General features: G+C 50.1%; 23 protein-coding genes. 8 read left to right on the plus strand and 15 right to left on the minus strand.

The window, feature by feature from the left end; all coding sequences use genetic code 11:
- Positions 1-130 precede the first annotated feature (130 nt).
- The 3 genes from hxpB (at position 131) to tcyP (ending at position 3,077) form a co-directional block, all read left to right on the plus strand.
- Positions 131-799 (plus strand): hexitol phosphatase HxpB, encoded by a 669-nt coding sequence (gene hxpB, locus BEA93_RS03105; RefSeq protein WP_000106844.1) that lies wholly within the window; start codon positions 131-133, stop codon positions 797-799.
- 163 nt (positions 800-962) lie between these two features.
- A complete protein-coding gene (locus tag BEA93_RS03110; RefSeq protein ID WP_001516308.1) occupies positions 963-1,553 on the plus strand; it encodes a metal-dependent hydrolase in 591 nt (196 codons plus the stop codon).
- A 132-nt stretch (positions 1,554-1,685) separates the two neighbouring features.
- Positions 1,686-3,077: a cystine/sulfocysteine:cation symporter gene (gene tcyP, locus BEA93_RS03115; protein WP_016261973.1), complete on the plus strand. Its 1,392-nt coding sequence runs from the start codon at positions 1,686-1,688 to the stop codon at positions 3,075-3,077.
- A 45-nt stretch (positions 3,078-3,122) separates the two neighbouring features.
- Here the strand turns inward: tcyP and cedA are convergent, their stop codons facing one another.
- Positions 3,123-3,386, minus strand: coding sequence for a cell division activator CedA (gene cedA / locus BEA93_RS03120; protein WP_001241549.1), 264 nt, complete (start codon positions 3,384-3,386; stop codon positions 3,123-3,125).
- Positions 3,387-3,568: 182 nt separating this feature from the next.
- On the opposite strand from cedA, the gene katE reads away from it, so the two are divergent.
- Positions 3,569-5,830, plus strand: coding sequence for a catalase HPII (gene katE / locus BEA93_RS03125; protein WP_001516306.1), 2,262 nt, complete (start codon positions 3,569-3,571; stop codon positions 5,828-5,830).
- 141 nt (positions 5,831-5,971) lie between these two features.
- Here katE and chbG read toward each other — a convergent pair whose 3' ends face one another.
- The 7 genes from chbG to osmE form a co-directional block, all read right to left on the minus strand.
- Positions 5,972-6,730: a chitin disaccharide deacetylase gene (gene chbG, locus BEA93_RS03130; RefSeq protein WP_105224312.1), complete on the minus strand. Its 759-nt coding sequence runs from the start codon at positions 6,728-6,730 to the stop codon at positions 5,972-5,974.
- 12 nt (positions 6,731-6,742) lie between these two features.
- Positions 6,743-8,095, minus strand: a complete 1,353-nt coding sequence (gene celF / locus BEA93_RS03135; RefSeq protein ID WP_001072165.1) for a 6-phospho-beta-glucosidase — start codon at positions 8,093-8,095, stop codon at positions 6,743-6,745.
- A 119-nt stretch (positions 8,096-8,214) separates the two neighbouring features.
- A complete protein-coding gene (chbR, locus tag BEA93_RS03140) occupies positions 8,215-9,057 on the minus strand; it encodes a transcriptional regulator ChbR (RefSeq protein WP_072274912.1) in 843 nt (280 codons plus the stop codon).
- Positions 9,058-9,064: 7 nt separating this feature from the next.
- Positions 9,065-9,415 carry a PTS N,N'-diacetylchitobiose transporter subunit IIA gene (gene chbA / locus BEA93_RS03145; RefSeq protein ID WP_001516303.1) on the minus strand — a complete coding sequence of 117 codons (351 nt, stop codon included), beginning with the start codon at positions 9,413-9,415 and terminating at the stop codon, positions 9,065-9,067.
- Between the two features lie 51 nt (positions 9,416-9,466).
- Positions 9,467-10,825, minus strand: a complete 1,359-nt coding sequence (chbC, locus tag BEA93_RS03150; RefSeq protein ID WP_016248655.1) for a PTS N,N'-diacetylchitobiose transporter subunit IIC — start codon at positions 10,823-10,825, stop codon at positions 9,467-9,469.
- 80 nt (positions 10,826-10,905) lie between these two features.
- Entirely contained in the window at positions 10,906-11,226 is a 321-nt protein-coding gene (gene chbB, locus BEA93_RS03155) for a PTS N,N'-diacetylchitobiose transporter subunit IIB (protein WP_000412169.1), read from the minus strand.
- A gap of 300 nt (positions 11,227-11,526) precedes the next feature.
- Positions 11,527-11,865, minus strand: coding sequence for an osmotically-inducible lipoprotein OsmE (gene osmE, locus BEA93_RS03160; RefSeq protein ID WP_001039038.1), 339 nt, complete (start codon positions 11,863-11,865; stop codon positions 11,527-11,529).
- A gap of 200 nt (positions 11,866-12,065) precedes the next feature.
- Here osmE and nadE point away from each other — a divergent pair, with 200 nt between their 5' ends.
- The gene (nadE, locus tag BEA93_RS03165) at positions 12,066-12,893 is read left to right on the plus strand and encodes an ammonia-dependent NAD(+) synthetase (RefSeq protein ID WP_016248654.1); all 828 of its coding nucleotides are present in this window, start codon (positions 12,066-12,068) and stop codon (positions 12,891-12,893) included.
- A gap of 59 nt (positions 12,894-12,952) precedes the next feature.
- Here the strand turns inward: nadE and ves are convergent, their stop codons facing one another.
- The 7 genes from ves to astC form a co-directional block, all read right to left on the minus strand.
- Positions 12,953-13,528 carry an environmental stress-induced protein Ves gene (gene ves, locus BEA93_RS03170; RefSeq protein ID WP_016248653.1) on the minus strand — a complete coding sequence of 192 codons (576 nt, stop codon included), beginning with the start codon at positions 13,526-13,528 and terminating at the stop codon, positions 12,953-12,955.
- Between the two features lie 202 nt (positions 13,529-13,730).
- On the minus strand, positions 13,731-14,216 hold the full coding sequence (spy, locus tag BEA93_RS03175; protein WP_001228965.1) for an ATP-independent periplasmic protein-refolding chaperone Spy: 486 nt from the start codon (positions 14,214-14,216) through the stop codon (positions 13,731-13,733).
- A gap of 328 nt (positions 14,217-14,544) precedes the next feature.
- Positions 14,545-15,513 (minus strand): succinylglutamate desuccinylase, encoded by a 969-nt coding sequence (astE, locus tag BEA93_RS03180; RefSeq protein WP_001516299.1) that lies wholly within the window; start codon positions 15,511-15,513, stop codon positions 14,545-14,547.
- Entirely contained in the window at positions 15,506-16,849 is a 1,344-nt protein-coding gene (astB, locus tag BEA93_RS03185) for an N-succinylarginine dihydrolase (RefSeq protein ID WP_000993902.1), read from the minus strand. The genes astE and astB overlap by 8 nt, the downstream gene beginning before the upstream one ends.
- Complete coding sequence (astD, locus tag BEA93_RS03190; protein ID WP_001516297.1) at positions 16,846-18,324, minus strand: succinylglutamate-semialdehyde dehydrogenase; 1,479 nt, start codon at positions 18,322-18,324, stop codon at positions 16,846-16,848. Before astD ends, astB begins: the two co-directional genes overlap by 4 nt.
- The gene (gene astA / locus BEA93_RS03195; RefSeq protein ID WP_016248651.1) at positions 18,321-19,355 is read right to left on the minus strand and encodes an arginine N-succinyltransferase; all 1,035 of its coding nucleotides are present in this window, start codon (positions 19,353-19,355) and stop codon (positions 18,321-18,323) included. Before astA ends, astD begins: the two co-directional genes overlap by 4 nt.
- Positions 19,352-20,572 (minus strand): succinylornithine/acetylornithine transaminase, encoded by a 1,221-nt coding sequence (astC, locus tag BEA93_RS03200; RefSeq protein WP_016248650.1) that lies wholly within the window; start codon positions 20,570-20,572, stop codon positions 19,352-19,354. The genes astA and astC overlap by 4 nt, the downstream gene beginning before the upstream one ends.
- 444 nt (positions 20,573-21,016) lie before the next feature.
- On the opposite strand from astC, the gene xthA reads away from it, so the two are divergent.
- The 3 genes from xthA to ydjY all read left to right on the plus strand — a co-directional run bounded on the left by xthA (position 21,017) and on the right by ydjY (position 23,382).
- A complete protein-coding gene (gene xthA, locus BEA93_RS03210; RefSeq protein WP_000673938.1) occupies positions 21,017-21,823 on the plus strand; it encodes an exodeoxyribonuclease III in 807 nt (268 codons plus the stop codon).
- Positions 21,824-21,989: 166 nt separating this feature from the next.
- Positions 21,990-22,700, plus strand: coding sequence for a TVP38/TMEM64 family protein (locus tag BEA93_RS03215; RefSeq protein ID WP_016242631.1), 711 nt, complete (start codon positions 21,990-21,992; stop codon positions 22,698-22,700).
- Between the two features lie 4 nt (positions 22,701-22,704).
- Positions 22,705-23,382: a lipoprotein YdjY gene (gene ydjY / locus BEA93_RS03220; RefSeq protein WP_016248649.1), complete on the plus strand. Its 678-nt coding sequence runs from the start codon at positions 22,705-22,707 to the stop codon at positions 23,380-23,382.
- Positions 23,383-23,391 lie beyond the last annotated feature (9 nt).

Raw genomic sequence — 23,391 nt, forward strand, 5'->3', positions numbered from 1 at the left:
AGACGCGTCGATTCACTTAGTTTACCTGTAGATATCTGTTTTCGCCCATTCTTTAAAGGCGATATGATAGGCGCTTAATCATAAGCACTGCTTAATACCTTACACTTAATGCTCTAAAGGAGAGGTTGTAATGTCAACCCCGCGACAGATTCTTGCTGCAATTTTCGATATGGATGGATTACTTATCGACTCTGAACCTTTATGGGATCGAGCCGAACTGGATGTGATGGCAAGCCTGGGGGTGGACATCTCCCGTCGTAACGAGCTACCGGACACCTTAGGTTTACGCATCGATATGGTGGTTGATCTGTGGTACGCCCGGCAACCGTGGCGTGGGCCGGGTCGTCAGGAAGTGGTAGAACGGGTTATTGCTCGTGCCATTTCACTGGTTGAAGAGACTCGGCCATTACTGCCTGGTGTGCGTGAGGCCGTTGCGCTGTGCAAAGAACACGGTTTATTGGTTGGCCTGGCCTCTGCGTCGCCGTTACATATGCTGGAAAAAGTGCTGACCATGTTTGACTTACGTGACAGTTTCGATGCCCTCGCCTCCGCAGAAAAACTGCCTTACAGCAAACCGCACCCGCAAGTGTATCTCGACTGCGCAGCAAAACTGGGTATTGATCCGCTGGCCTGCGTGGCGCTGGAAGATTCTGTAAACGGTATGATCGCCTCTAAAGCAGCCCGTATGCGTTCCATCGTCGTTCCTGCGCCAGAAGCGCAAAATGATCCACGTTTTGTGTTGGCAAACGTGAAGCTTTCATCTCTCACCGAACTCACCGCGGAAGACCTCCTCGGCTAATAAAAATCGGGCAGTGTCATCACTGCCCCTGGTTTTTTATCTGAATTTTTATTCAACTGGCGGATTTATCATCATTTTGTGATAAAGAGTTACACCGTCACCACTTCCGCGCACTGTATAAAAATCCTATACTGTACGTATCGACAGTTTAGTGAGTTTTATCATGACGGCGGAAGGTCACCTTCTTTTTTCTATTGCTTGCGCGGTATTTGCCAAAAATGCCGAACTAACGCCCGTGCTGGCACAGGGTGACTGGTGGCATATTGTCCCTTCCGCAATCTTAACGTGTCTGTTACCGGACATCGACCACCCAAAATCGTTTCTTGGGCAGCGATTAAAGTGGATATCAAAACCCATTGCCCGGGCATTTGGACACCGTGGATTTACCCACAGTCTGCTGGCGGTCTTTGCGTTGCTGGCGACCTTTTATCTTAAAGTTCCGGAAAGCTGGTTTATTCCGGCTGATGCTTTGCAAGGTATGGTGCTGGGTTATTTGAGCCATATCCTTGCCGATATGCTGACACCGGCTGGCGTTCCCCTCCTCTGGCCATGTCGCTGGCGCTTCCGCCTGCCAATTCTGGTGCCACAAAAGGGCAATCAACTGGAACGTTTTCTCTGCATGGCATTATTTGTCTGGTCGGTGTGGATGCCCCATTCATTGCCCGAAAACAGTGCCGTGCGTTGGTCATCGGAAATGATCAATACCTTGCAGATCCAGTTTCATCGCCTTATTAAGCATCAGGTTGAATATTAAAGCGGCAAAAACCGTCTTTCTGGAATAAGCAATTCCATTTGAATATAAGAACCAGCTCACAGTTCTGTTAATCTTGCGACAACACTATGACTGTTACACAGTGATAGAAATAATAAGATCAGGAGAACGGGGATGAACTTTCCATTAATTGCGAACATCGTGGTGTTCGTTGTGCTGCTGTTTGCGTTGGCCCAGACTCGCCACAAACAGTGGAGTCTGGCAAAAAAAGTGCTGGTGGGTCTGGTGATGGGCGTGGTCTTTGGCCTTGCTCTGCACACCATTTATGGTTCTGACAGCCAGGTACTTAAAGATTCTGTACAGTGGTTTAACATTGTCGGTAACGGCTATGTTCAGCTACTGCAAATGATCGTCATGCCGTTAGTATTCGCCTCTATTCTGAGCGCGGTTGCTCGCCTGCATAACGCATCTCAGTTAGGCAAAATCAGTTTTCTGACCATCGGTACGCTGCTGTTTACCACGCTGATTGCGGCGCTGGTCGGTGTGCTGGTGACCAACCTGTTTGGTCTGACTGCTGAAGGTCTGGTTCAGGGTGGCGCAGAGACGGCGCGTCTGAACGCTATCGAAAGCAACTATGTTGGTAAAGTTGCAGACTTAAGTGTTCCGCAACTCATTCTGTCCTTTATTCCGAAAAACCCGTTTGCCGATTTGACTGGTGCCAATCCGACGTCAATTATCAGCGTGGTAATTTTTGCCGCCTTCCTTGGTGTCGCCGCGCTAAAACTGCTGAAAGATGATGCGCCGAAAGGTGAACGCGTCTTAACCGCTATCGACACGCTGCAAAGCTGGGTGATGAAACTGGTTCGCCTGGTCATGCAATTGACCCCTTACGGCGTGCTTGCGCTGATGACCAAAGTCGTTGCCGGTTCCAATCTGCAAGACATCATTAAGCTGGGTAGCTTCGTTGTCGCGTCCTACCTGGGTCTTATCATTATGTTTGCGGTACATGGCATTCTGCTGGGTATTAACGGCGTAAGCCCGCTGAAATACTTCCGTAAAGTATGGCCAGTACTGACGTTTGCCTTCACCAGTCGCTCCAGCGCCGCGTCTATTCCGCTGAACGTAGAAGCGCAAACGCGCCGTCTGGGTGTTCCTGAATCCATTGCCAGTTTCGCCGCTTCTTTCGGTGCGACCATTGGTCAGAACGGCTGTGCTGGTTTGTATCCGGCAATGCTGGCGGTGATGGTTGCGCCTACAGTTGGCATTAACCCACTGGATCCAGTGTGGATTGCGACACTCGTCGGTATCGTCACGGTGAGTTCAGCAGGTGTTGCAGGTGTTGGTGGTGGTGCGACATTCGCCGCGTTGATTGTTCTGCCAGCAATGGGCTTACCGGTAACGCTGGTGGCTCTGCTAATCTCCGTTGAACCGCTTATCGATATGGGCCGAACTGCATTGAACGTTAGCGGCTCAATGACCGCAGGTACGCTGACCAGCCAGTGGCTGAAGCAAACCGATAAGTCCATTCTGGACAGCGAAGACGACGCCGAGCTGGCACACCGTTAATCCTGGTTTATAACGCAAAACGCCTGTCATCCGACAGGCGTTTATTTATTCTTCGATCTCATTTTCTTGCCGCACCTGATTTGCCCAACGCTGGGCCGACTCCGGTACGCTAAACGCCGGTGAGCGCAAGAATGATTCCCCCACCAGGACAAACGCCACATACTTGCCGCGCAGTATCCAGACATCACGAAACGAATCCATTTTAACCGCATGTTCTGGCGGCGCGGGTTCTGTGCGCGGAACATAGCTAATAATCGGGCGGTTTTGCTGACGTAGCGGTTTCTTCATTACTGGCTTCACTAAACGCATATTAAAAATCAGAAAAACTGTAGTTTAGCCGATTTAGCCCCCGTCCGTCCTGCTTTGCGTACATTCCCAAAAACCTTCTCTGGCACCACTTCCAGAGCGAGATCCCCCTGGTGGTCTATAGTTAGAAGGTTTTTTGACCAAAACAGCGGCCCTTTCAGCAATGAAATAAGGAGACGAGTTCAATGTCGCAACATAACGAAAAGAACCCACATCAGCACCAGTCCCCCCTGCACGATTCGAGCGAAGCGAAACCCGGGATGGACTCACTGGCACCTGAGGACGGCTCTCATCGTCCAGCGGCTGAACCGACCCCGCCTGGTGCGCAACCTACTGCGCCAGGTAGCCTGAAAGCGCCGGATACGCGTAATGAAAAAATAAATTCCCTGGAAGATGTGCGTAAAGGTAGCGAGAATTATGCACTGACCACCAATCAGGGCGTACGCATAGCCGACGATCAAAACTCCCTGCGTGCCGGTAGCCGTGGGCCTACGCTGCTGGAAGATTTTATTCTGCGTGAGAAAATCACTCACTTTGACCACGAACGCATCCCGGAGCGTATTGTTCACGCACGCGGTTCTGCTGCTCACGGCTATTTCCAGCCGTATAAAAACTTGAGCGACATCACCAAAGCCGATTTTCTGTCTGATCCGAACAAAATCACTCCGGTATTTGTGCGCTTCTCTACCGTTCAGGGGGGCGCTGGCTCGGCAGATACCGTGCGTGATATCCGTGGTTTCGCCACCAAGTTCTATACCGAAGAAGGTATTTTTGATCTCGTTGGCAACAACACGCCGATCTTCTTTATTCAGGATGCACACAAATTCCCCGATTTTGTTCATGCGGTAAAACCGGAGCCGCACTGGGCGATCCCACAGGGAGGCAGCGCCCACGACACTTTCTGGGATTATGTTTCCCTGCAACCTGAAACCCTGCATAACGTAATGTGGGCGATGTCAGACCGTGGGCTCCCCCGCAGTTATCGCACAATGGAAGGCTTCGGCATTCACACCTTCCGCCTGATTAACGCCGAAGGTAAAGCAACCTTTGTACGTTTCCACTGGAAACCACTGGCAGGTAAAGCCTCGCTGGTATGGGATGAGGCGCAGAAACTGACGGGGCGAGACCCGGACTTCCACCGTCGCGAACTGTGGGAAGCGATTGAAGCGGGCGACTTCCCGGAATATGAACTTGGCTTCCAGTTGATTGCGGAAGAGGATGAATTCAAATTCGACTTCGACCTGCTTGACCCAACAAAACTTATCCCGGAAGAGTTAGTCCCCGTTCAGCGCATCGGTAAAATGGTGCTCAATCGTAACCCGGATAACTTTTTTGCCGAAAATGAACAAGTGGCTTTCCATCCTGGACACATTGTCCCCGGTCTGGATTTCACCAACGATCCGCTGTTGCAGGGGCGTTTGTTCTCCTACACCGACACACAAATCAGCCGTCTTGGCGGGCCGAATTTCCATGAAATTCCAATTAACCGCCCAACCTGCCCGTACCACAATTACCAGCGTGACGGCATGCATCGGATGGGAATCGACACTAACCCAGCAAACTACGAACCGAATTCGATCAACGATAACTGGCCGCGAGAAACACCGCCGGGGCCGAAACGCGGAGGTTTTGAATCCTATCAGGAGCGCGTAGAAGGCAATAAGGTGCGCGAGCGTAGCCCATCGTTTGGCGAATATTATTCCCATCCGCGCCTGTTCTGGTTAAGCCAGACACCATTCGAACAGCGCCATATTATCGATGCTTTCAGCTTTGAGTTGAGTAAAGTTGTACGCCCATATATTCGTGAGCGCGTTGTTGACCAGCTAGCGCATATCGATCTCAACCTGGCGCAAGCGGTAGCAAAAAATCTCGGTATTGCACTGACAGACGACCAACTGAACATTACGCCACCACCGGACGTGAACGGGCTGAAAAAAGATCCTGCGTTAAGTCTGTATGCCATTCCGGATGGGGATGTGAAAGGCCGTGTGGTCGCGATTTTGCTTAATGATGAGGTGAGATCGGCAGACCTTCTGGAAATGCTCAAGGCACTGAAAGCTAAAGGCGTTCATGCCAAACTGCTTTATTCACGGATGGGAGAAGTGACAGCAGATGACGGTACAGTATTGCCAATAGCCGCTACCTTTGCTGGAGCCCCCTCACTGACGGTTGATGCGGTTATTGTCCCATGCGGCAATATCGCGGATATCGCAGACAACGGCGACGCAAACTACTACCTGATGGAAGCCTATAAACACCTTAAACCGATAGCCCTGACGGGAGATGCACGCAAGTTCAAGGCAACAATCAAGGTCGATGACCAGGGTGAAGAAGGGATTGTTGAAGCCGACAGAGCTGACGGCAATTTTATGAATGAGTTACTGACTCTGATAGCGGCGCACCGCGTCTGGTCACGTATCCCTAAGATTGACAAAATCCCTGCCTGAATATAGGCGGCGCAGTTGCGCCGCCTTTGCCTGATGCACTGTGCTTATCAGGTCTAGCGTAATAATTCATAATATATTGAAATTGCGACACTTTGCTGGCCGGATAAGGTATTTACGCTACATCCGGCAAAACAACATTACCTACACATCAAGATAACTACCCAACCGATAACCTCGCTCGGCAATGGCATACTTCAACGATGCTGATGTCAACACTTCCAGCTCCGTTAACCGTGGAAAACAGTAAGCACTCTGGCGAATCGTATTATCAATAAACGCCGGATGGCACATCACTTCCAGCGAGCGCTCATCGCGATGACTGGAATCATCCACCGCTTGCAGGAACAGGGACTCGCTGATCTCTTCACCATAGAATGCGCTACTGAAGCCCTGCGAACTGCGCAATTTAGCCGGTAAATCACTATCGTTAAATACTGGCTGACGATCGATGCGCAACGCAATCCCCTCTTCAGCGGCAAACCTGGCCACAATCGGGAAAATCTGCGGAAACATATGCACATGATGATGACTATCAAGATGGGTAGGTTTGCGCCCAAACAGCTCAATGAAACGCAGATACTGGCTGGCAAGTTCCTGAGCAATTTCCTCCAGTGGTAAAGCATCTTCTTTTGCCAGTTGCCAGATCCATTTCCCCAACACGCCTTCGCGGGTTAAACCGGGCATTGCAGTTAGCGGCTTGCCCAGGGTGAGGACAAAATGCATCCCGACGGCCAGGCTCGGCTCATCACGACTCAACTGCACCGCATGGTCGATGGCTTCACCATTTACCAGCGCCGTCGTCGACGTGACAATCCCGTTGCGACAGGCCTCGATAATGCCGTAGTTCTGACCTTTACTTAAGCCAAAATCATCTGCATTAACAATCAGTAAGCGTTCCATAATCAGCCCCGGTTAATGTGCTTTTTTGAGATCTACAATACAGTCAGCAAAGTTTGGTAGCCACTTCTCGTGCGCCAGAATCATCTCACGTGCCAGCAACTCTGCGTCATGATCGGAATGCACCAACGGGCTAAGGTTTAGCGCCAGTAACACATCGTTAAATTCACCGCTAAGTGCTGCGTTGCTGGCGGCAATTTCAAAGCCTTTAATGGTGTGGATCAGCCCCATGACTTTGTCATCAAAATGGGTAATTCGCGGATGTGGCGTCGCGCCATTGCGACCCAGCGTACAGGTCATTTCTACCGCCCAGTCAGTCGGAATATTATCAATATGCCCATGATGCGGGATATTAATGTAATGTTCCGTTTGCTTGTCGTTGTAGATAGCGTTAATCACCTCGCACGCCGCGTCTGAGTAATAAGCCCCACCGCGCTGCTCCAGCTCTTTCGGTTTAACTTTCAGCTCCGGGTTTTTATACAGCTCAAAGAGTTGTTTCTCGACTTTCTGCACTATCTGCGCACGCGCACCGCCTTTGTAGTATTCACCCATTTCAATCGCCAGCATCTCTTTTTGCTTGAAGTAATAAAGCAGATAAGAACATGGCAACAGATTCAGCGAACGGATTAAGCCTTCGCTAAACGGCAGATCGAAAATGTTTTTTACGCCAGACGCTTTTAACTGCCCGGATGCCACGCCGTCGAGCAATTCGGCAAAGCGCGATTTGCCATTTACCAGCACATCCTTAATAAACACCATATGGTTCAGGCCGAACAGATCGATAGATAAATCATCGCTCTCATTCAACGCTAAAACATCGCTGATAAACATTTTCATACCCACAGGAATATTACACACGCCGATAAAGCGTTTAAATCCAGTGTGACGATAAACCGCTTCAGTGACCATTCCCGCCGGGTTAGTAAAGTTGATAACCCACGCATTCGGACATAGTTCTTCAACATCGTTCACAATATCGAAAATCACCGGAATGGTGCGCAGACCTTTAAACAGGCCTCCCGCACCGTTGGTTTCCTGGCCAAGATAGCCATGACTTAACGGAATGCGTTCATCCAGTTCACGTGCCGGTAATTGACCTACGCGCAGTTGGGTAGTGACAAAATCAGCCCCTTTCAGCGCCTCACGACGATCAAGCGTTTTATAAAGCTTTATCGGTACGCCAGCGTTATCAATCATGCGCTGACAGAGTTCAAAAATAATATCCAGTTTCGCTTTACCACCTTCGACATCCACCAGCCATAATTCAGTAACCGGCAATTCGTGATAACGCTTAATAAACCCTTCCAGTAACTCCGGGGTATAACTACTCCCGCCACCAATAGTGACGATTTTTAATTTCTGGTTCATAATTTCTCCCTTCATCAGGAAATACTGATATTCTTCATGCCTGCCTCTGTGTCAGGAATATCCCGGTTTCCCCAGGATAAACAAGGCACGCATGTAAATTTAATGATCAGCGATAACAGCTACTGATTAAATTCAGTCAATTTCTTACGATAGCTATTTGGCGTAAAAGACGTTAGTTTCTTAAACGTTTTAATGAACAGACTTGGGCTACTATAACCAGCTTCAAATGCAATATCCGTCACAGAATAGTTGGTCATTTCCAGTTGTTTTTTGGCAAAGTTAATGCGGATTTCATTAATAATCTGCATCGGCGTTTTGCCATAGTATCGCTGAGTCGCACGCGTCAAATACTCCTGCGATTTAGCCGATAACGTCACCATGTTTTCCAACGCATTTTCACTGAACTGCACTTTATCATGCATCTTTTCAACCGTATTTTTTAGCCACTGTGGCACATCATCAATCACCTGTTCTTCGCGGTAATGGCGTAAACGGTTAATGACATAAAAAGTGACTATCTCAACAAATTCTTCCAGCCCGGTTTCACTGAAATTCAATGAAGAAATTACCGTTTCCACATAAGTGAGAAAAGCATTATTAGTGCGGTAAACCTGTGAAGCAACAAAGCAATAAGGTAACAACGGTAAATAATGCTGTTCAAAAAAATGTTTACTGATCCCAACGTTCAATATGCGCGTGGCACCAAACTCATAAAAACTTTGATGGTGTGATCCTAACGGAATAAAAACAAAATCGCCCCGTTCCAGCAACACACGCTTGCCGTTAATCTCCTGGAAATAACGACCGGTTAAAACCAGGGTAAATTCATAATAGTCATGCTGATGCAACCCAGTAATACTTTCGGTTTTATTGTAGATAAACACATGGAAATTTTTGCCATTAAATAATTGCTGCTCACGGGCAGTGGCAATTTCCGGCGCGTTAATCACTGGCTGCATCATTGACTCCTTATGCTTTCAGTTTTTCATGAAGCTCAATTAATTCACTAATCAGTTCACGCGCGAGCATTGAAGTCATTAAATGATCCTGCGCGTGGACCAGCACCAGGCTAACTTTCATCTTTCCTTCGCCCTGATCGCCTTCAATCAGCTTTGTCTGTACCAGATGCGCTTCATTCAAGGCCATCCGCGATTGATCCATCATCGTTCTGGCGGCTGCAAAATCGCCCTGCTTCGCCTGCTTCAGCGCGGCATACGCCAGACTACGTGCCTGTCCGGAGTTGATGATAAGCCCCATCACCACTTCTTCCAGTTCTTCGGCTTCGGTTTGCGTGTCAGGAATGTTTTCGAGATCCATCATACATCGTTCCTCTCTATTCTTACCGGCACGAGTTGCCCGCGCCGGTGTCGATTAAAATTTCAGGGCGTTAGCAATATCTTCTTCACTCTCTTCTTTATCAATCACGTTCTGCGCTTTGTTCGCCACCACAACAAATGGCAGATAAATCAGCGTTGCGATACCAAGGTTGAAGAGTGCGACCAGCAATGCGGCGACGCTACCGTTAGTATTAAAGAAGGCTCCCAGACCGGTTGGCATGGTCCACGGCGCAATGTTGGTCACCGGCGGGATAATGCCCATGTAGTACGTCGCCAGGGTAATTGCCGCCAGAATTGGTTGCACCAGCACGAACGGGATAAACATTACCGGATTCATGATAATCGGCAGACCAAACAGAATCGGTTCGTTAATCTGGAAGATGCCTGACGGCAGTGCCAGTTTTGCCACCTGACGATAATCAGCACGACGAGAAGCGATAAAAATGGCCAGAATAAGCCCCAGGGTCGCGCCGCTGCCGCCGAGGAAAATAAAGGAGTCCAGCATCGGCTTGGCCCAGATATGGAAAGTCTTACCGGCTGCCAGCGCCGCTTCGACGGAACCATATTGCTGGTAGGTGGCGATGTTTTCCAGCGCCCACGGCGTCATAATGCCGTTGTCCAGGGCGGTCAACGCCAGCGCGCCATGAATACCGAAGAACCAGAGCAGCGGAACAAAGATCACATAGGCCCAGCCAACCACGCTACCCAACGATGCCAGCGGCGTCGAAATGGTATCCATAATAATCTGGTGGAAGTTAGTGCCCCAGGTAGTCAGCGCCCAGGCAATAATCCCCATCACGGAAAGAATAATAAAGCCGGGAATTAATGCAGAGAAAGAACGCGATACCGATGTCGGTACGCTGTCGGGTAATTTAATGACCCAGTTGCGGCGGACAATAAAGGTAAACATTTCTGCTACCACCAGGCCGATAATAATCCCGGAGATAATATTCGCGCCGCCTAACCAGTTTGCGCCGACCGCATAGGCTTCACCGACGCTATAAGGAGTGACGGTCATAAATGCCGCAACGGATAACAATCCTGCCGCCAGTGCATCGACTTTACGCTCTTCTGCCAGCGCCATGCCGATAAAGAACGGTGTCATTAAAGACATAATCCCTAACGTTCCGTTATAAACGTTGCCGCCAATACCCTTCAGCCCATTGAGTGTTTCAATAGTTGAGGCATCAAGGCGAATACCTAACGAGTAAAAAAACGACCCCTCCCCAAAGCTCAGAAAAACGTTATTGATTAATACAAACATGGCCCCTGCGAGGGTTAACGGCATTAAGCGAATAAAGCCGTTTTTGATTGCATTAACGTGTGGCTGCTTTCCTATTTTGACTGCAAAAGGGAGGAGTACCTTTTCAAGCGATGCAATAACATTACTCATAGAAAAATACCCTTAAAAACCGCAATTAAAATATTGCGGTATAGATTTATGAAATAACTCTTTGACGGAAAATTTAAAAATTAATTTGCTGCGGCTTTTTTAATTGCTGCAACTGCAGCCTTAAGCACGCCTAAACCATCGACTTTGCCATATAACAGTGAGTCAATTACTTCAACCGGTTTGTTGGGTAACAAACGCTGGATTTCGGGCAACATATAAGCAATCTGCGGCCCCAATAACACGACATCGGCATTCTGACCTTTTTCACCAGCCAGTGTTTCCGGAAATGCTTCAATAATGACCGGAACTTCATATTTTTCTGCCTGAGCGCGCATTTTTGATACCAGTAAAGAGGTAGACATGCCCGCAGAACAAAACAGATAAATGTGTTTCTTTTCCATAAAACTGCCCTCATCAACGACTATCTGTCAGCCAGACACTCCGCAAGTCTTAACCTGCTTCCATGCTCTGGGTAACTTGCGAAACCAACATGACTTTTTTTGGTGGCTGAAAAGAGTATACGGTATTGACCTGAACGATAGTATTTCCTTGACCTCATAAATTGTCTCTCCTTGACCTGCTGTTATGACCTTCTTCACATTTCAGTTAAATAATTCGCGACAATAAATAAGAACAAGGGTCAAAAAAAAACCGGCGCAATGGCCGGTTTCTGTTGTAACTCAAGCTTTCTGGCGAAGAAATTACTTCGCTGCTTGTGGATCGGTGTCGTATTCGGCACAGGTCTGATAGCCGGAGTTGATGACATGTCCGGTATCATCTAACGCGACAAAATAGGTTTCTGCTTTACCATCACGTTGACCCAGGATATAGGTCTGGCAAGTACCACGAGCATGGATCATGCTCACTTCAGACGAAGGTTTACCCGCAATTTGTGCAACCTGCGCCCGGCTCATGCCTTTTTTGACGTCTTTCACCACAGGCTGTACAAACTGGTCTTTGGTACGATCATACGCCGTACAACCTGCCAGCATGGTTAATACCGCCGCTGCACCCAGAATTCCTGCCATATTCTTGTTCATATTTCGTCCTCTTGTTTATCAGCGTGTTAGATAAGCCTGGAATACATCGGGGGCTTTTTCAAGCCCGTGAACGAAACGGCTCCGCTTTCAGAGGATTCCTGTATGACGTTTTAACCGCCATTCAACTTGCTGTCGCTTGTCGTTTCTGTAGCAACGGGTTAGCTTTAAGGAAGTTTTATTTTTTTGTCTGGAGGGGTTCAATGACATTGCAACAACAAATAATAAAGGCGCTGGGCGCAAAACCGCAGATTAATGCCGAAGAGGAAATTCGCCGCAGTATCGATTTTCTGAAAAGCTATCTGCAAACCTATCCGTTCATTAAATCACTGGTACTTGGTATTAGTGGCGGTCAGGACTCCACGCTTGCCGGGAAACTGTGTCAGATGGCGATTAACGAACTTCGTCAGGAAACGGGCAACGAGGCACTGCAATTTATTGCAGTACGCCTGCCCTACGGTGTTCAGGCCGATGAACAGGATTGTCAGGATGCCATTGCCTTTATTCAACCGGATCGCGTATTAACCGTTAATATCAAGGGCGCGGTATTGGCCAGCGAACAGGCACTGCGCGAAGCGGGTATTGAATTAAGTGATTTCGTTCGTGGCAATGAAAAAGCACGTGAGCGGATGAAAGCACAATACAGCATTGCAGGCATGACCCACGGCGTCGTGGTGGGCACCGATCATGCGGCAGAAGCCATTACCGGATTCTTCACTAAATACGGTGACGGAGGCACTGACATTAACCCGCTATACCGTTTGAACAAGCGTCAGGGTAAACAATTACTGGCAGCGTTAGGTTGCCCGGAGCATCTCTATAAGAAAGCACCAACCGCCGATCTGGAAGATGATCGTCCGTCACTGCCGGATGAAGTCGCGCTTGGCGTCACTTATGACAACATTGATGACTATCTGGAAGGGAAAACCGTACCGGAACAGGTCGCCAGAACCATTGAGAATTGGTATCTGAAAACCGAGCATAAACGCCGCCCGCCCATTACCGTTTTTGATGATTTCTGGAAAAAATAACGCAGACATGCTGTGTCAGATATCACCAGTGTTATCGGGCGCAGCATTCTAATAATGAATTACTGAACTTGATCCGGTGAATAGCCTGCAAGCCAGCTAATTTCACTGAACAGCAGTTTGCCTTGCGGTTGTAAAAGCCGCAGGGTGTGCCTGCCATCGTACCAGCATGCGCCCTGGTCGGTAGTCAACAGCTTGTCGCCCAGTTGCCACGCTCCGCTAATAACAAACACCACCCCACCACGTGAGCCAAAAGTGGTGAACGTGCGATCGGCAATTCTGACTTTCGCCTTACAGGCATCAAGGCGCGTCATAATGTTGAAATCCATCGACATCTGCCCTTCGGTCAGTTTTGCTTTTACCACCTGGTCCGCCGCGAAGGCAAAAGGCTGTAACGGTTTTAAGGTATGGCTAAAATGGCCTGCGCTTTCAAGGAGCATCTCGCCACCTTCCAACAGCGTCACACTCCTTTCCATGCCCGGAAACAAAGAAAACTCACCATTTGCGGCAATGGAAGCAATGCTGGCGCGCCAGTAAAAATCACGTTTTGCCGGGGGAAAACTACAGATTTCGCGAGTTTCACCGGCAGCGTTTCGCCACAGGTTCACCGACATTTTACGCATATCAAAGTATTCCATACTCGCTCCCGGCATGCTCTTTTCATTGTTATCGTTCAGGCAACCGGGGATTGTTATCGGCAACTCGGGTGATTTACCTTAGTGGTGATTAGGCTTTTTTTGCAAAAGTTGAACAGCAGAAAAGAAAACCGCCGATCCTGTCCACCGCATTACAGCAAGGTAGTGGACAAGACCGGCGGTCTTAAGTTGTCAGGCTGAAAGATTATTCAGCAGTTGCAGGCATTTTACCCTTTGCCGCAGGGCGTTCTGTCAGACGCTTCTCAAAATTGGCATTAAATTGCTTTTTCTGCTCCGGCGTCAGGATGTTGTAAATCTTGTTCTGGGTTTCCAGGTGCGCCAGCATGTTAGCTTTGCGCTGCTCTTCCATTTTTGCGATCTGCGCTTCAGCTTTTGCTTTGTCGAAGGTATCGCTGGCAATAATGTCATGCATTGCGCGGCGTTCTTCCAGCGGCGGACGTTTCATCTGATCACGCTGACCTTTCATGATTTCGCGGATCTGCTGTTTCTGCGCGTCGGTCAGGTTCAGGTCTTTAAACATCATGTCGTGATGTGGACCAAATTTACCTTTATGGTGCATCATCGGCTTGGCGTCAGCCGGTGCTGCGGTAGTGGTATCAGCGGCATGGGCCAGGTTAGCCGCGCCAAAAGCCAGGGTAGAGGCAACAAACAGTGCAGTTAATTTACGCATATTCAATATCCTTCCTTTCAGTTATTTATTACGGCTTTCTTAAGTAACGTGCCGTGTTGACGAGATTAACTTTACTGACTTTAGCGTCAATTAATCAGAGCAACGGTAAATCAATGAAAGTGTAAAAAACACTTTTGCGCCAATTATGGAGAAAAAAAGAAAATTTGATGGAGAGTGATGAATAAATATTACAACACGCTGATTTTGCAGGAATTATGAAGAAATATACCTTATAGCTGGTGATAATTAAAGCAAATAACCAGGATTAATCCGTATTATTTCATTAAAAACCCAGTAAATACCCGCAGATGATTTCTGCAGGTAAGCATCAGATTATTTGCTCCAGCATTAACCCTGCACGCAATCCCAGCGCCACCAATGGATTAGGGAATAACACATATTCAACATCATGAGTCACCGTAAAGCGTTCTTCGCCATCCTGCGCTAACAACGTCCCCTTCTTAAACGCCGTGAAGTTCAATGTCTCGCTCGCCATATGCAGTTCAAAATCAGTGGAGTGGCGGGTAATTTGCGAAACCACCCGGTAACGTAATGGCGGCTTTTTATCAAAACCGACGCTCATCCCGGATAACAGCGCGGCAATCGCGCTGGACGTTGGCGCAAACTGGCAAAGATCGTTTTGCCCAAATGGCAACGCTTTGCCAAGTTCCAGCGTACACGCCTGGGTGCCAAAATGTTCGGCGCTAAAATGGGTAAACGTGCCGCCAGGCGTCTGGTGAAACACCAGTGCCTCCAGCCCCGCTGCGCCCAGCCACGTCAGAAACTTCTCATCCCAGGGAATGTCACGTTGCGGTAAAACACCAAAACGCGGATGGTATGAACCACGAATTGCGGTATGCAAATCAAGGTGCCAACGAACGGACTCTTTACCCTGTTGATAAAAATCTTCCAGACTCTGTTCCAGTTCGCGGGCGCGACAGGTTTCGCCGCTTTCGGCAAATAGCTGCCAGCGTCCGCCAAACATTCGATTCATATCGCTATGACAATAACGCTTGCCTTGCTTCAGGGCGGGAGGATTTCCGAGGATCGCCAGCAGCCGCCAGCGCAACTGAATCTCACCGTGATAAATTGCCCCAAGCAACGCCTCCAGCATCTCAACAGGTGCCGTTTCATTACCGTGGATCCCCGCTGATATCACCAGCGCACCTTGCGGTGGGGTGACTGGCGTCAGTTCCAGCAGCCCGTCACCCAGCCAGCGCCAGTGGACACCGTTGCTTTCTCTCGCTGTTACGGCTGGTTTTTTACCCGTTAACGTCAGGGCAAGAAAATTATCCATTGCCACTCCCCTCCCGTTGGAACGGGTAAACCGAACCGAGATTCAGCAAACGAGTCAGTGCATCCAGAGCTTCCCTTCCTTCGCGCAGCAATTGCGGATCGGCAAGATCGGCAGCGGTAAGACGATCGCGGTAGTAACGATCCACCCAGTCATTGAGCGCATTAAACTGTGTCTCGTTCATCATCACCGCCGGATTCACCGCCTGACGTTCTTCTGCCGTCAGCACCACGCGCAAACGCAGGCACGCAGGGCCGCCACCGTTTGCCATACTTTCGCGTAAATCAAAAACTTTCAGTTCACTGATCGGGTTATCGGCAACAAGTAATTCATTGAGATAACGCCATACCCCGGCATGTTCCCGACACTCCTGCGGCAGCACCAACACCATCGAACCGTCATCACGGCTCAACAACTGGCTGTTAAACAGATAGGTCGAGACAGCATCCGCTACGGAAACCTGTGCCGACGGAACTTCTATTGCCATAAAACCGCTCACCCGCGCACACAGATTTGCCAGTAATTGCGCCTGACGGGCGAATGCCTGCTGATGGCAAAACAGCACCTGGCGGTTGCTCACGGCAATCACATCATTATGAAAAACCCCCTGATCGATAACTTCCGGGTTTTGTTGAGCGAAAATTACCTGTTGTGGATTAACCTGATTCAGCCTTGCTACCGCCTCGCTGGCTTCGCGGGTTTGCCGCGCCGGATAACGGGAAGGTCGCGTGCCAGTGCCCTCTTCCCGGCCATAGACGAAAACCTGTATACCCGGATCACCATAGTTACCACTGAGCCGATTGTGGTTTGCCGCCCCTTCATCACCGAGCAGCGCCACTTGAGGCAGTGCCGAATGCACGGTGAATTTCTCTTCATCAATAAAAATGGCTTTTAACAGCAATTCGGTGGTCGGTGCTTCCAGCGAACGGTGAAATTTGTTGTTCAGATTGGCAACCGTCAGGTGCACTTTGCCATCCAGCGTGTCGGCAGAAGGTGCCACCGTCGCCGCATTCGCGACCCACATTGGCGAAGCGGAACTGACACTGGAAAGCCAGTGCGGCGCCTGACGAGCAACCTTTTCCAGCACTCGCTCATCGCTGCCGCTGAATCCCAATTGACGCAAAACCGGAATAAACGGGCGCTCGTGAGGCGGGATCACCGCCTGCGGGAATCCCGCATCGGCAAGGGCTTTCATTTTCAGCAAGCCCTGTTTTGCCGCCAGTCGCGGGTTAGATACCTGAAAACGGTGGCGGGTAGAAGCTTCATTACCAAACGACAGGCCAGCGTAATGATGCGTCAGCCCCACCAGCCCGTCGAAATTAACTTCCCGAGCGTTCATGGCACCACCTCATCGGAAAAATCCAGCCCGGGGTTAAGCGTAGTGGGCAGCGTTAACGAGTCCGATTCCAGGCTTGCCATCGGCCAGGCACAATAATCAGCGGCATACCATGCACTGGGGCGATGATTGCCGGAAGCGCCTACGCCACCAAATGGTGCAGTACTGGCCGCACCGGTCAGCGGTTTGTTCCAGTTAACGATCCCCGCTCGTGCCTCCAGTAACAGTTGTTCGAATTTTTCCCGCACTGGTGAAACCAGCCCACAAGAGAGGCCAAAGCGAGTGTTGTTCGCCATCTTAATCGCCTCATCGAAGGTGTCATAACGCCAGACACGCAGTAACGGCCCGAACACTTCTTCATCCGGCACACCAGAAATGCCCGTCATGTCAATGATTCCAGGTGAAAGCAGTGAAGTACCTGGTTGCAGTAAGCGTGGCGTAAGCAACGTCCGTCCGCCCATGTTTTCCAGCTCCTGCCAGGCGGTAACAACATGCTGCGCGGCCTGTTCAGAAATCAGCCCGCCGATAAACGGCTGTGGTTCGTCATCCCAGTTGCCCGGTGTTAATCGCTGGCTGACGGCAACCAGGCGAGCAAGAAACGCATCGCCCTGCGCTCCACTTTTCAACAATATACGACGGGCGCAGGTGCAGCGTTGTCCGGCAGTAACAAATGCCGACTGGATAGTCAGATGCACTGCGGCGTCGATATCCGCCACTTCATCAATAATCAGCGGGTTATTGCCGCCCATTTCGAGGGCGAGGATTTTTTCTGGCTGACCGGAAAGCTGACGATGCAACTGGTAGCCAGTGTTGGCGCTACCGGTAAACAGCAAACCATCGAGATCTTCCAGCGCACTCAGCGCCTGACCGGTTTCGCGCCCACCCTGCACCAGATTCAGCACCCCTGGCGGCAATCCAGCCTGCTGCCATAAGCGCATTACCGCTTCGCTGCTCCACGGTGTCAGCTCACTGGGTTTAAAGATAATTGTGTTGCCTGCCAGCAACGCCGGAACAATATGCCCGTTAGGTAAATGCCCAGGAAAATTGTACGGACCAAACACCGCCAGCACGCCGTGTGGGCGATGGCGTAAGCTTGCCGCCCCATCTGGCATTTCACTGCGCTGATCACCCGTGCGCACGTGATATGCCTTGATTGAAATAGCAATTTTATTAATCATCGCCGTCACTTCGGTTGCCGCCTCCCAACGCGGCTTACCCGTTTCTCTGGCAATAATCGTCGTTAATTCAGCTTTATTGCTTTCCAGCAGTCCGGCAAATCGTTCAACTCTTACCTGACGATCGCCAAAGGAGAGCCGCGCCCAACGCGGAAACGCTGCGCGAGCAGCACGACATGCCAGCGCCACCTGAGCAGCATCGGCATCATTGCCTTGCCATAAAACGTCGCCAGATACCGGATTACGCTTCACGCGCAGCGCACCCAGGCCCGTCACCCAGTCGCCGTTGATCCATAAAGTCATACTGTTTTCTCCTCTGCGCACAGGCGTACCAGACGAACGTGATCCCCGGCATGACACTTGAGAGCGTCCAGTTGTGCGGCGGTTAAAATCAAACGCTCGGTAGCCGGATCGCTACGCACCAGCACCACGCGGAAATGATGATAATTTTCATTGGCGACCAGACAGGCCGGAAAATCGCCCTGTGCGGGTTGCCCTTCTGCCACTTCCACCAGCCGGCTTTTGCGCATGGCGCGAACGCGGTCGATGTCACACTCCAGCGTCGGCCCACCGTCGAAAATGTCGATATAGTTGCGGTAGCGAAAGCCCTCTTTTTCCAGCACCGCCCGCGCGGGTGCCGTTTGCGGATGTACCTGACCGATAACGTCTTGCGCTTCCTGGGATAAAAAGTCCGTATAGATCGGATGTTTTGGCATCAACTCAGCAATAAATGCCTTTTGACCAGTACCGCAGAGAAAATCGGCTCGGCTAAAATCCATCGAAAAGAAGCGTTTACCGAGGCTTTGCCAGAACGGCGAATAGCCGTGTTCGTCAATCACCCCACGCATTTCGGCAACCACTTTGTCGTTAAACTTGTCGCGAAAGGCTGCCATAAACATGAAGCGAGATTTCGACAACAAATAGCCGTTGCCCTCTTTGCGCCAGTCCGGATCGAGAAACAGCGTGCACAATTCGCTACTTCCGGTGTGATCATTACTGAGAAAAAGCGTCGGTAGCGCGTTATAAACATTCAGCTCTTTCGAAGCATGAACCAGCGTGCCGACGCGATAGTTGTACCAGGGATCGTTTAGCCCAACAGCCACCTCAATGGCGCAAATGCCCGCCACCGTACCTGTTTCACTCTCTTCCAGCACGAACACATAACCCTGCTCACTTTTGGGTAATTCGCCTTGCCATGTTTTGATGGCTCTATCGATACGCGCCGAAAGTGTGGCTTCATTGGCAGGAAGCGACGTTAAACCGCCGCCCGTTTTACTGGCAAGTTGCATTAACGCCGCGACATCGCTGCGCTCAACGGGACGAATGACCATCATGATGAACCTCGGCTAACAACGCGTTCACAGGCCAGCGCAAAGCGATCCAGCCCGGTAGCCATATCTTCTTCGCTGACATTCAGCGCCGGAGCAAAACGCACCACGCTGCCGCCCGCAATCAGCACCATCACGCCTGCTTTTGCCGCTTCCTGAGAAATCTGTTTCGCTTGTCCGGCATAGTCGGCATTCAGAACACAGCCAATCAGCAGACCCAGTCCACGAATTTCACTGAACAAACCGCAGCGATGATTAATAGCGTTAAGCCGCTCAACAAACCCGTCGTGGCGCTGTTTGACGCCATTACGCATTTCCGGCGTATTGATAAGATCCAGCACTTTGCCCGCCACTGCTGATGCCAGCGGATTACCGCCATAGGTGGTGCCATGGGTGCCAACGGTCATCACGCTGGCGCACTCCTCCGTTGCCAGCAGCGCACCAACGGGGAAACCGCCGCCCAGCGCTTTGGCGGTGGTCAGCAGATCGGGGGTTACGCCGTAGTGCATATAGGCATACAGTTCACCGGTACGCCCGACGCCGGTTTGTACCTCATCAAAAATCAGCAATGCATTGTGGCGGTCACACAATTCTCGCAGCCCCTGTAAAAACGCTTTGCTGGCTGGCACCACGCCGCCTTCACCCTGCACTGGCTCGACAATTACCGCGCAGGTGGCGTCGTCAATCAGCGCACTGGCAGAATTGAGATCGTTATACGCGGCATGACGGATGTCCGGCGGCAGTGGCGCAAAATCCTGAGAATAGGCTGGCTGGCCACCTGCGCTAACGGTAAACAGCGTGCGCCCGTGGAACGCATTGTTAAACGCCACGATGCCGCTCTTATGGCTGCCGTAGCGGTCATGGGCGAATTTGCGCGCCAGTTTCAACGCTGCTTCGTTGGCCTCCGCACCGGAGTTACAAAAGAACACGCGATCGGCAAACGTCGCGTCGATAAGTTTTTTCGCCAGTCGCAGCACTGGTTCGTTGGTATAGCCGTTACCGGTATGCCAGAACTTACTCGCTTGCTCGTTTAGCGCCTCGCGCAATTCCGGATGCGCATGGCCCAGCGCGTTCACTGCAATGCCACCCGCGAAATCGATATACTCTTTCCCCTGCTGATCCCACAAGCGCGAACCTTCGCCGCGTACCGGAATAAACGGTGCCGGAGCGTAAACAGGTATCATCCATTCATCAAAGTTTTCACGCGTAATTGACTGAGACATAGCGACCCCACAGTAAATAAATAGTTATTTATATGTTAATTATAAGTAATGTTTTCGCTGTAAATGTAGATTGCAGGGTTCGTACCAGCCAGGGGTAAAATTGCATAAGCGACGGCGGCCAACTGAAAATCAACGAGTTATAACCAACTGATATGCATTTAAAGTGCATATAAAGTGAATACGTTTGCGATACGGATGAATAAAAAGAATAAAAAACGCAATGTTATGCAGAAGTAAAATATAATTCTGGAATTGTGATCATTGACGAAATTTACTGGAAATTACTGCGCCATTCTGACGCAGACCGCACCAAAAGCGGGCATTTTTTGCGCCATCGTTGACATCATTAACAACCATCGATCAAATCACTTAACAACGGGCGGTAAGTACAGCGAATTTCTGCTACCATCCACGCACTCTTAATATGAATAAACGGCAGCGACTATGAAATTTGTCTCTTTTAATATCAACGGTCTGCGCGCCAGACCTCACCAACTTGAAGCCATCGTCGAAAAGCACCAACCGGATGTGATTGGTCTGCAGGAGACAAAAGTTCATGACGATATGTTTCCGCTCGAAGAGGTGGCAAAGCTCGGCTACAACGTGTTTTATCACGGGCAGAAAGGCCATTATGGCGTGGCGCTGCTGACCAAAGAGACGCCGATTGCTGTGCGTCGCGGCTTCCCGGGCGACGGCGAAGAGGCTCAACGGCGGATTATTATGGCAGAAATCCCCTCGCCGCTGGGCAATGTCACCGTGATCAACGGCTACTTCCCACAGGGCGAAAGCCGCGACCATCCAATTAAATTCCCGGCAAAAGCGCAGTTCTACCAGAACCTGCAAAACTATCTGGAAACTGAGCTTAAGCGCGATAATCCGGTGCTGATTATGGGCGATATGAACATCAGCCCCACCGACCTGGATATCGGCATTGGCGAAGAGAACCGCAAACGCTGGCTGCGTACCGGTAAATGCTCCTTCCTGCCGGAAGAACGCGAATGGATGGACAGACTGATCGGCTGGGGGCTGGTAGATACCTTCCGTCACGCTAATCCGGAAACAGCAGATCGCTTTTCGTGGTTTGATTACCGCTCAAAAGGTTTTGACGATAACCGTGGTCTGCGTATCGACCTGCTGCTCGCCAGCCAGCCGTTGGCGGAATGCTGCGTAGAAACCGGCATCGACTATGAAATCCGCAGTATGGAAAAACCGTCAGATCACGCACCTGTGTGGGCGACCTTCCGCCGCTAATTTATCTGCTCTCCTGACCCGCACGAGGTCAGGAGAATTAACCTTGAGAAAAATCAACAAACTGTCAGTAATGATTTGTTGCCTGCCTTCCTTTGTTATACCGTCACTGCGTTTTTAGTTGTCTGACCACTTCTCTATTATCAAGTTTGATATAGGAAACTCTACGATGAACGCTGAGCGTAAATTTCTTTTTGCCTGTCTGCTTTTTGCACTGATAATTTACGCTATCCACGCTTTCGGTTTATTCGATCTGGTCACCGATTTACCCCACTTACAAACGCTCATTCGCCAGAGCGGATTTTTCGGTTATAGCCTCTATATTCTGTTATTCATTATCGCTACCCTCTTTCTGTTACCCGGTAGCGTACTGGTGATCGCCGGTGGAATAGTCTTTGGCCCGTTGTTGGGAACGCTACTTTCGTTAATTGCCGCTACGCTGGCCTCGTCGTGCTCATTCCTGCTGGCGCGCTGGCTGGGGCGTGACTTGCTGCTGAAATACGTCGGTCATAGCCATACTTTTCAGGCTATTGAAAAAGGTATTGCGCGTAATGGTATCGATTTTCTTATTCTGACCCGCTTAATCCCGCTGTTTCCTTACAATATTCAAAATTACGCTTACGGATTAACTGCTATAGCCTTCTGGCCTTTTACCCTTATTTCGGCATTAACTACCCTGCCTGGGATTATTATTTATACCGTGATGGCCAGCGATCTCGCCCGTGAAGGCATTACCGTGCACTTTATTTTAAACCTCTGTCTGGCTGGACTGACGCTGTTTATTCTCGTCCAACTCGCCAAACGCTACGCCCGCTTTAAACACGTGGATCTGACTGCTTCTGACAGCCAACCGCTTACTCACCCTAAAAACGAAGGATAGAACGATGTTGCAACAATATTCAGTGTCATGGAAAAAAGGACTGGCTGCGCTGTGTTTACTGGCAGCGGCAGGGCTTAGCGGCTGTGATCAAAAAGAGAATACCGAGGCCAAAGTGGAATACGATGGGCTTTCGGCCAGTGAGCCACTGCGCGTCGATACACAGGCACATACGGTAACTATGCTGGTGCAAATTAATGGTCGTTTCCTCACCGACGATACCCGTCACGGCATTGTGTTTAAAGACGGCTCCAACGGGCATAAATCACTGTTTATGGGATATGCCACCCCGAAAGCATTTTATGACGCTCTGAAACAGGCCGGTGGCACACCGGGCGAAAATATGACTATGGATAACAAAGAAGCTACCCATGTTGCAGGCAGTAAACTGGATATTTCGGTGAACTGGCAAGGGGCGGCAAAAGCGTATTCCTTCGATGAAGTGATTGTTGATAGTAATGGCAAGAAACTGGACATGCGCTTTGGTGGCAATTTAGCGGCGGCAGAAGAGAAAAAAACCGGTTGTCTGGTGTGCCTGGATAGCTGCCCGGTCGGTATTGTCAGCAATGCGACATACACTTATGGTGCGGTGGAAAAACGTGGCGAAGTGAAATTCAAAGGCAATGCGTCAGTTCTCCCGGCAGATAGCACGCTGGCAACGGTGACCTTTAAAATCACAGAATAAAACATGGAT

It is taken from the genome of Escherichia sp. MOD1-EC5950 (assembly GCF_002965345.1).
Taxonomy (GTDB): domain Bacteria; phylum Pseudomonadota; class Gammaproteobacteria; order Enterobacterales; family Enterobacteriaceae; genus Escherichia; species Escherichia marmotae.

What these genes read in the sequence shown, in the direction of transcription:
- hxpB (WP_000106844.1), top strand. Translation starts at nt 131, where the DNA reads ATGTCAACCCCGCGACAGATTCTTGCTGCAATTTTCGATATGGATGGA.
- BEA93_RS03110 (WP_001516308.1), top strand. Translation starts at nt 963, where the DNA reads ATGACGGCGGAAGGTCACCTTCTTTTTTCTATTGCTTGCGCGGTATTT.
- tcyP (WP_016261973.1), top strand. Translation starts at nt 1,686, where the DNA reads ATGAACTTTCCATTAATTGCGAACATCGTGGTGTTCGTTGTGCTGCTG.
- cedA (WP_001241549.1), bottom strand. Translation starts at nt 3,386, where the DNA reads ATGCGTTTAGTGAAGCCAGTAATGAAGAAACCGCTACGTCAGCAAAAC.
- katE (WP_001516306.1), top strand. Translation starts at nt 3,569, where the DNA reads ATGTCGCAACATAACGAAAAGAACCCACATCAGCACCAGTCCCCCCTG.
- chbG (WP_105224312.1), bottom strand. Translation starts at nt 6,730, where the DNA reads ATGGAACGCTTACTGATTGTTAATGCAGATGATTTTGGCTTAAGTAAA.
- celF (WP_001072165.1), bottom strand. Translation starts at nt 8,095, where the DNA reads ATGAACCAGAAATTAAAAATCGTCACTATTGGTGGCGGGAGTAGTTAT.
- chbR (WP_072274912.1), bottom strand. Translation starts at nt 9,057, where the DNA reads ATGATGCAGCCAGTGATTAACGCGCCGGAAATTGCCACTGCCCGTGAG.
- chbA (WP_001516303.1), bottom strand. Translation starts at nt 9,415, where the DNA reads ATGATGGATCTCGAAAACATTCCTGACACGCAAACCGAAGCCGAAGAA.
- chbC (WP_016248655.1), bottom strand. Translation starts at nt 10,825, where the DNA reads ATGAGTAATGTTATTGCATCGCTTGAAAAGGTACTCCTCCCTTTTGCA.
- chbB (WP_000412169.1), bottom strand. Translation starts at nt 11,226, where the DNA reads ATGGAAAAGAAACACATTTATCTGTTTTGTTCTGCGGGCATGTCTACC.
- osmE (WP_001039038.1), bottom strand. Translation starts at nt 11,865, where the DNA reads ATGAACAAGAATATGGCAGGAATTCTGGGTGCAGCGGCGGTATTAACC.
- nadE (WP_016248654.1), top strand. Translation starts at nt 12,066, where the DNA reads ATGACATTGCAACAACAAATAATAAAGGCGCTGGGCGCAAAACCGCAG.
- ves (WP_016248653.1), bottom strand. Translation starts at nt 13,528, where the DNA reads ATGGAATACTTTGATATGCGTAAAATGTCGGTGAACCTGTGGCGAAAC.
- spy (WP_001228965.1), bottom strand. Translation starts at nt 14,216, where the DNA reads ATGCGTAAATTAACTGCACTGTTTGTTGCCTCTACCCTGGCTTTTGGC.
- astE (WP_001516299.1), bottom strand. Translation starts at nt 15,513, where the DNA reads ATGGATAATTTTCTTGCCCTGACGTTAACGGGTAAAAAACCAGCCGTA.
- astB (WP_000993902.1), bottom strand. Translation starts at nt 16,849, where the DNA reads ATGAACGCTCGGGAAGTTAATTTCGACGGGCTGGTGGGGCTGACGCAT.
- astD (WP_001516297.1), bottom strand. Translation starts at nt 18,324, where the DNA reads ATGACTTTATGGATCAACGGCGACTGGGTGACGGGCCTGGGTGCGCTG.
- astA (WP_016248651.1), bottom strand. Translation starts at nt 19,355, where the DNA reads ATGATGGTCATTCGTCCCGTTGAGCGCAGCGATGTCGCGGCGTTAATG.
- astC (WP_016248650.1), bottom strand. Translation starts at nt 20,572, where the DNA reads ATGTCTCAGTCAATTACGCGTGAAAACTTTGATGAATGGATGATACCT.
- xthA (WP_000673938.1), top strand. Translation starts at nt 21,017, where the DNA reads ATGAAATTTGTCTCTTTTAATATCAACGGTCTGCGCGCCAGACCTCAC.
- BEA93_RS03215 (WP_016242631.1), top strand. Translation starts at nt 21,990, where the DNA reads ATGAACGCTGAGCGTAAATTTCTTTTTGCCTGTCTGCTTTTTGCACTG.
- ydjY (WP_016248649.1), top strand. Translation starts at nt 22,705, where the DNA reads ATGTTGCAACAATATTCAGTGTCATGGAAAAAAGGACTGGCTGCGCTG.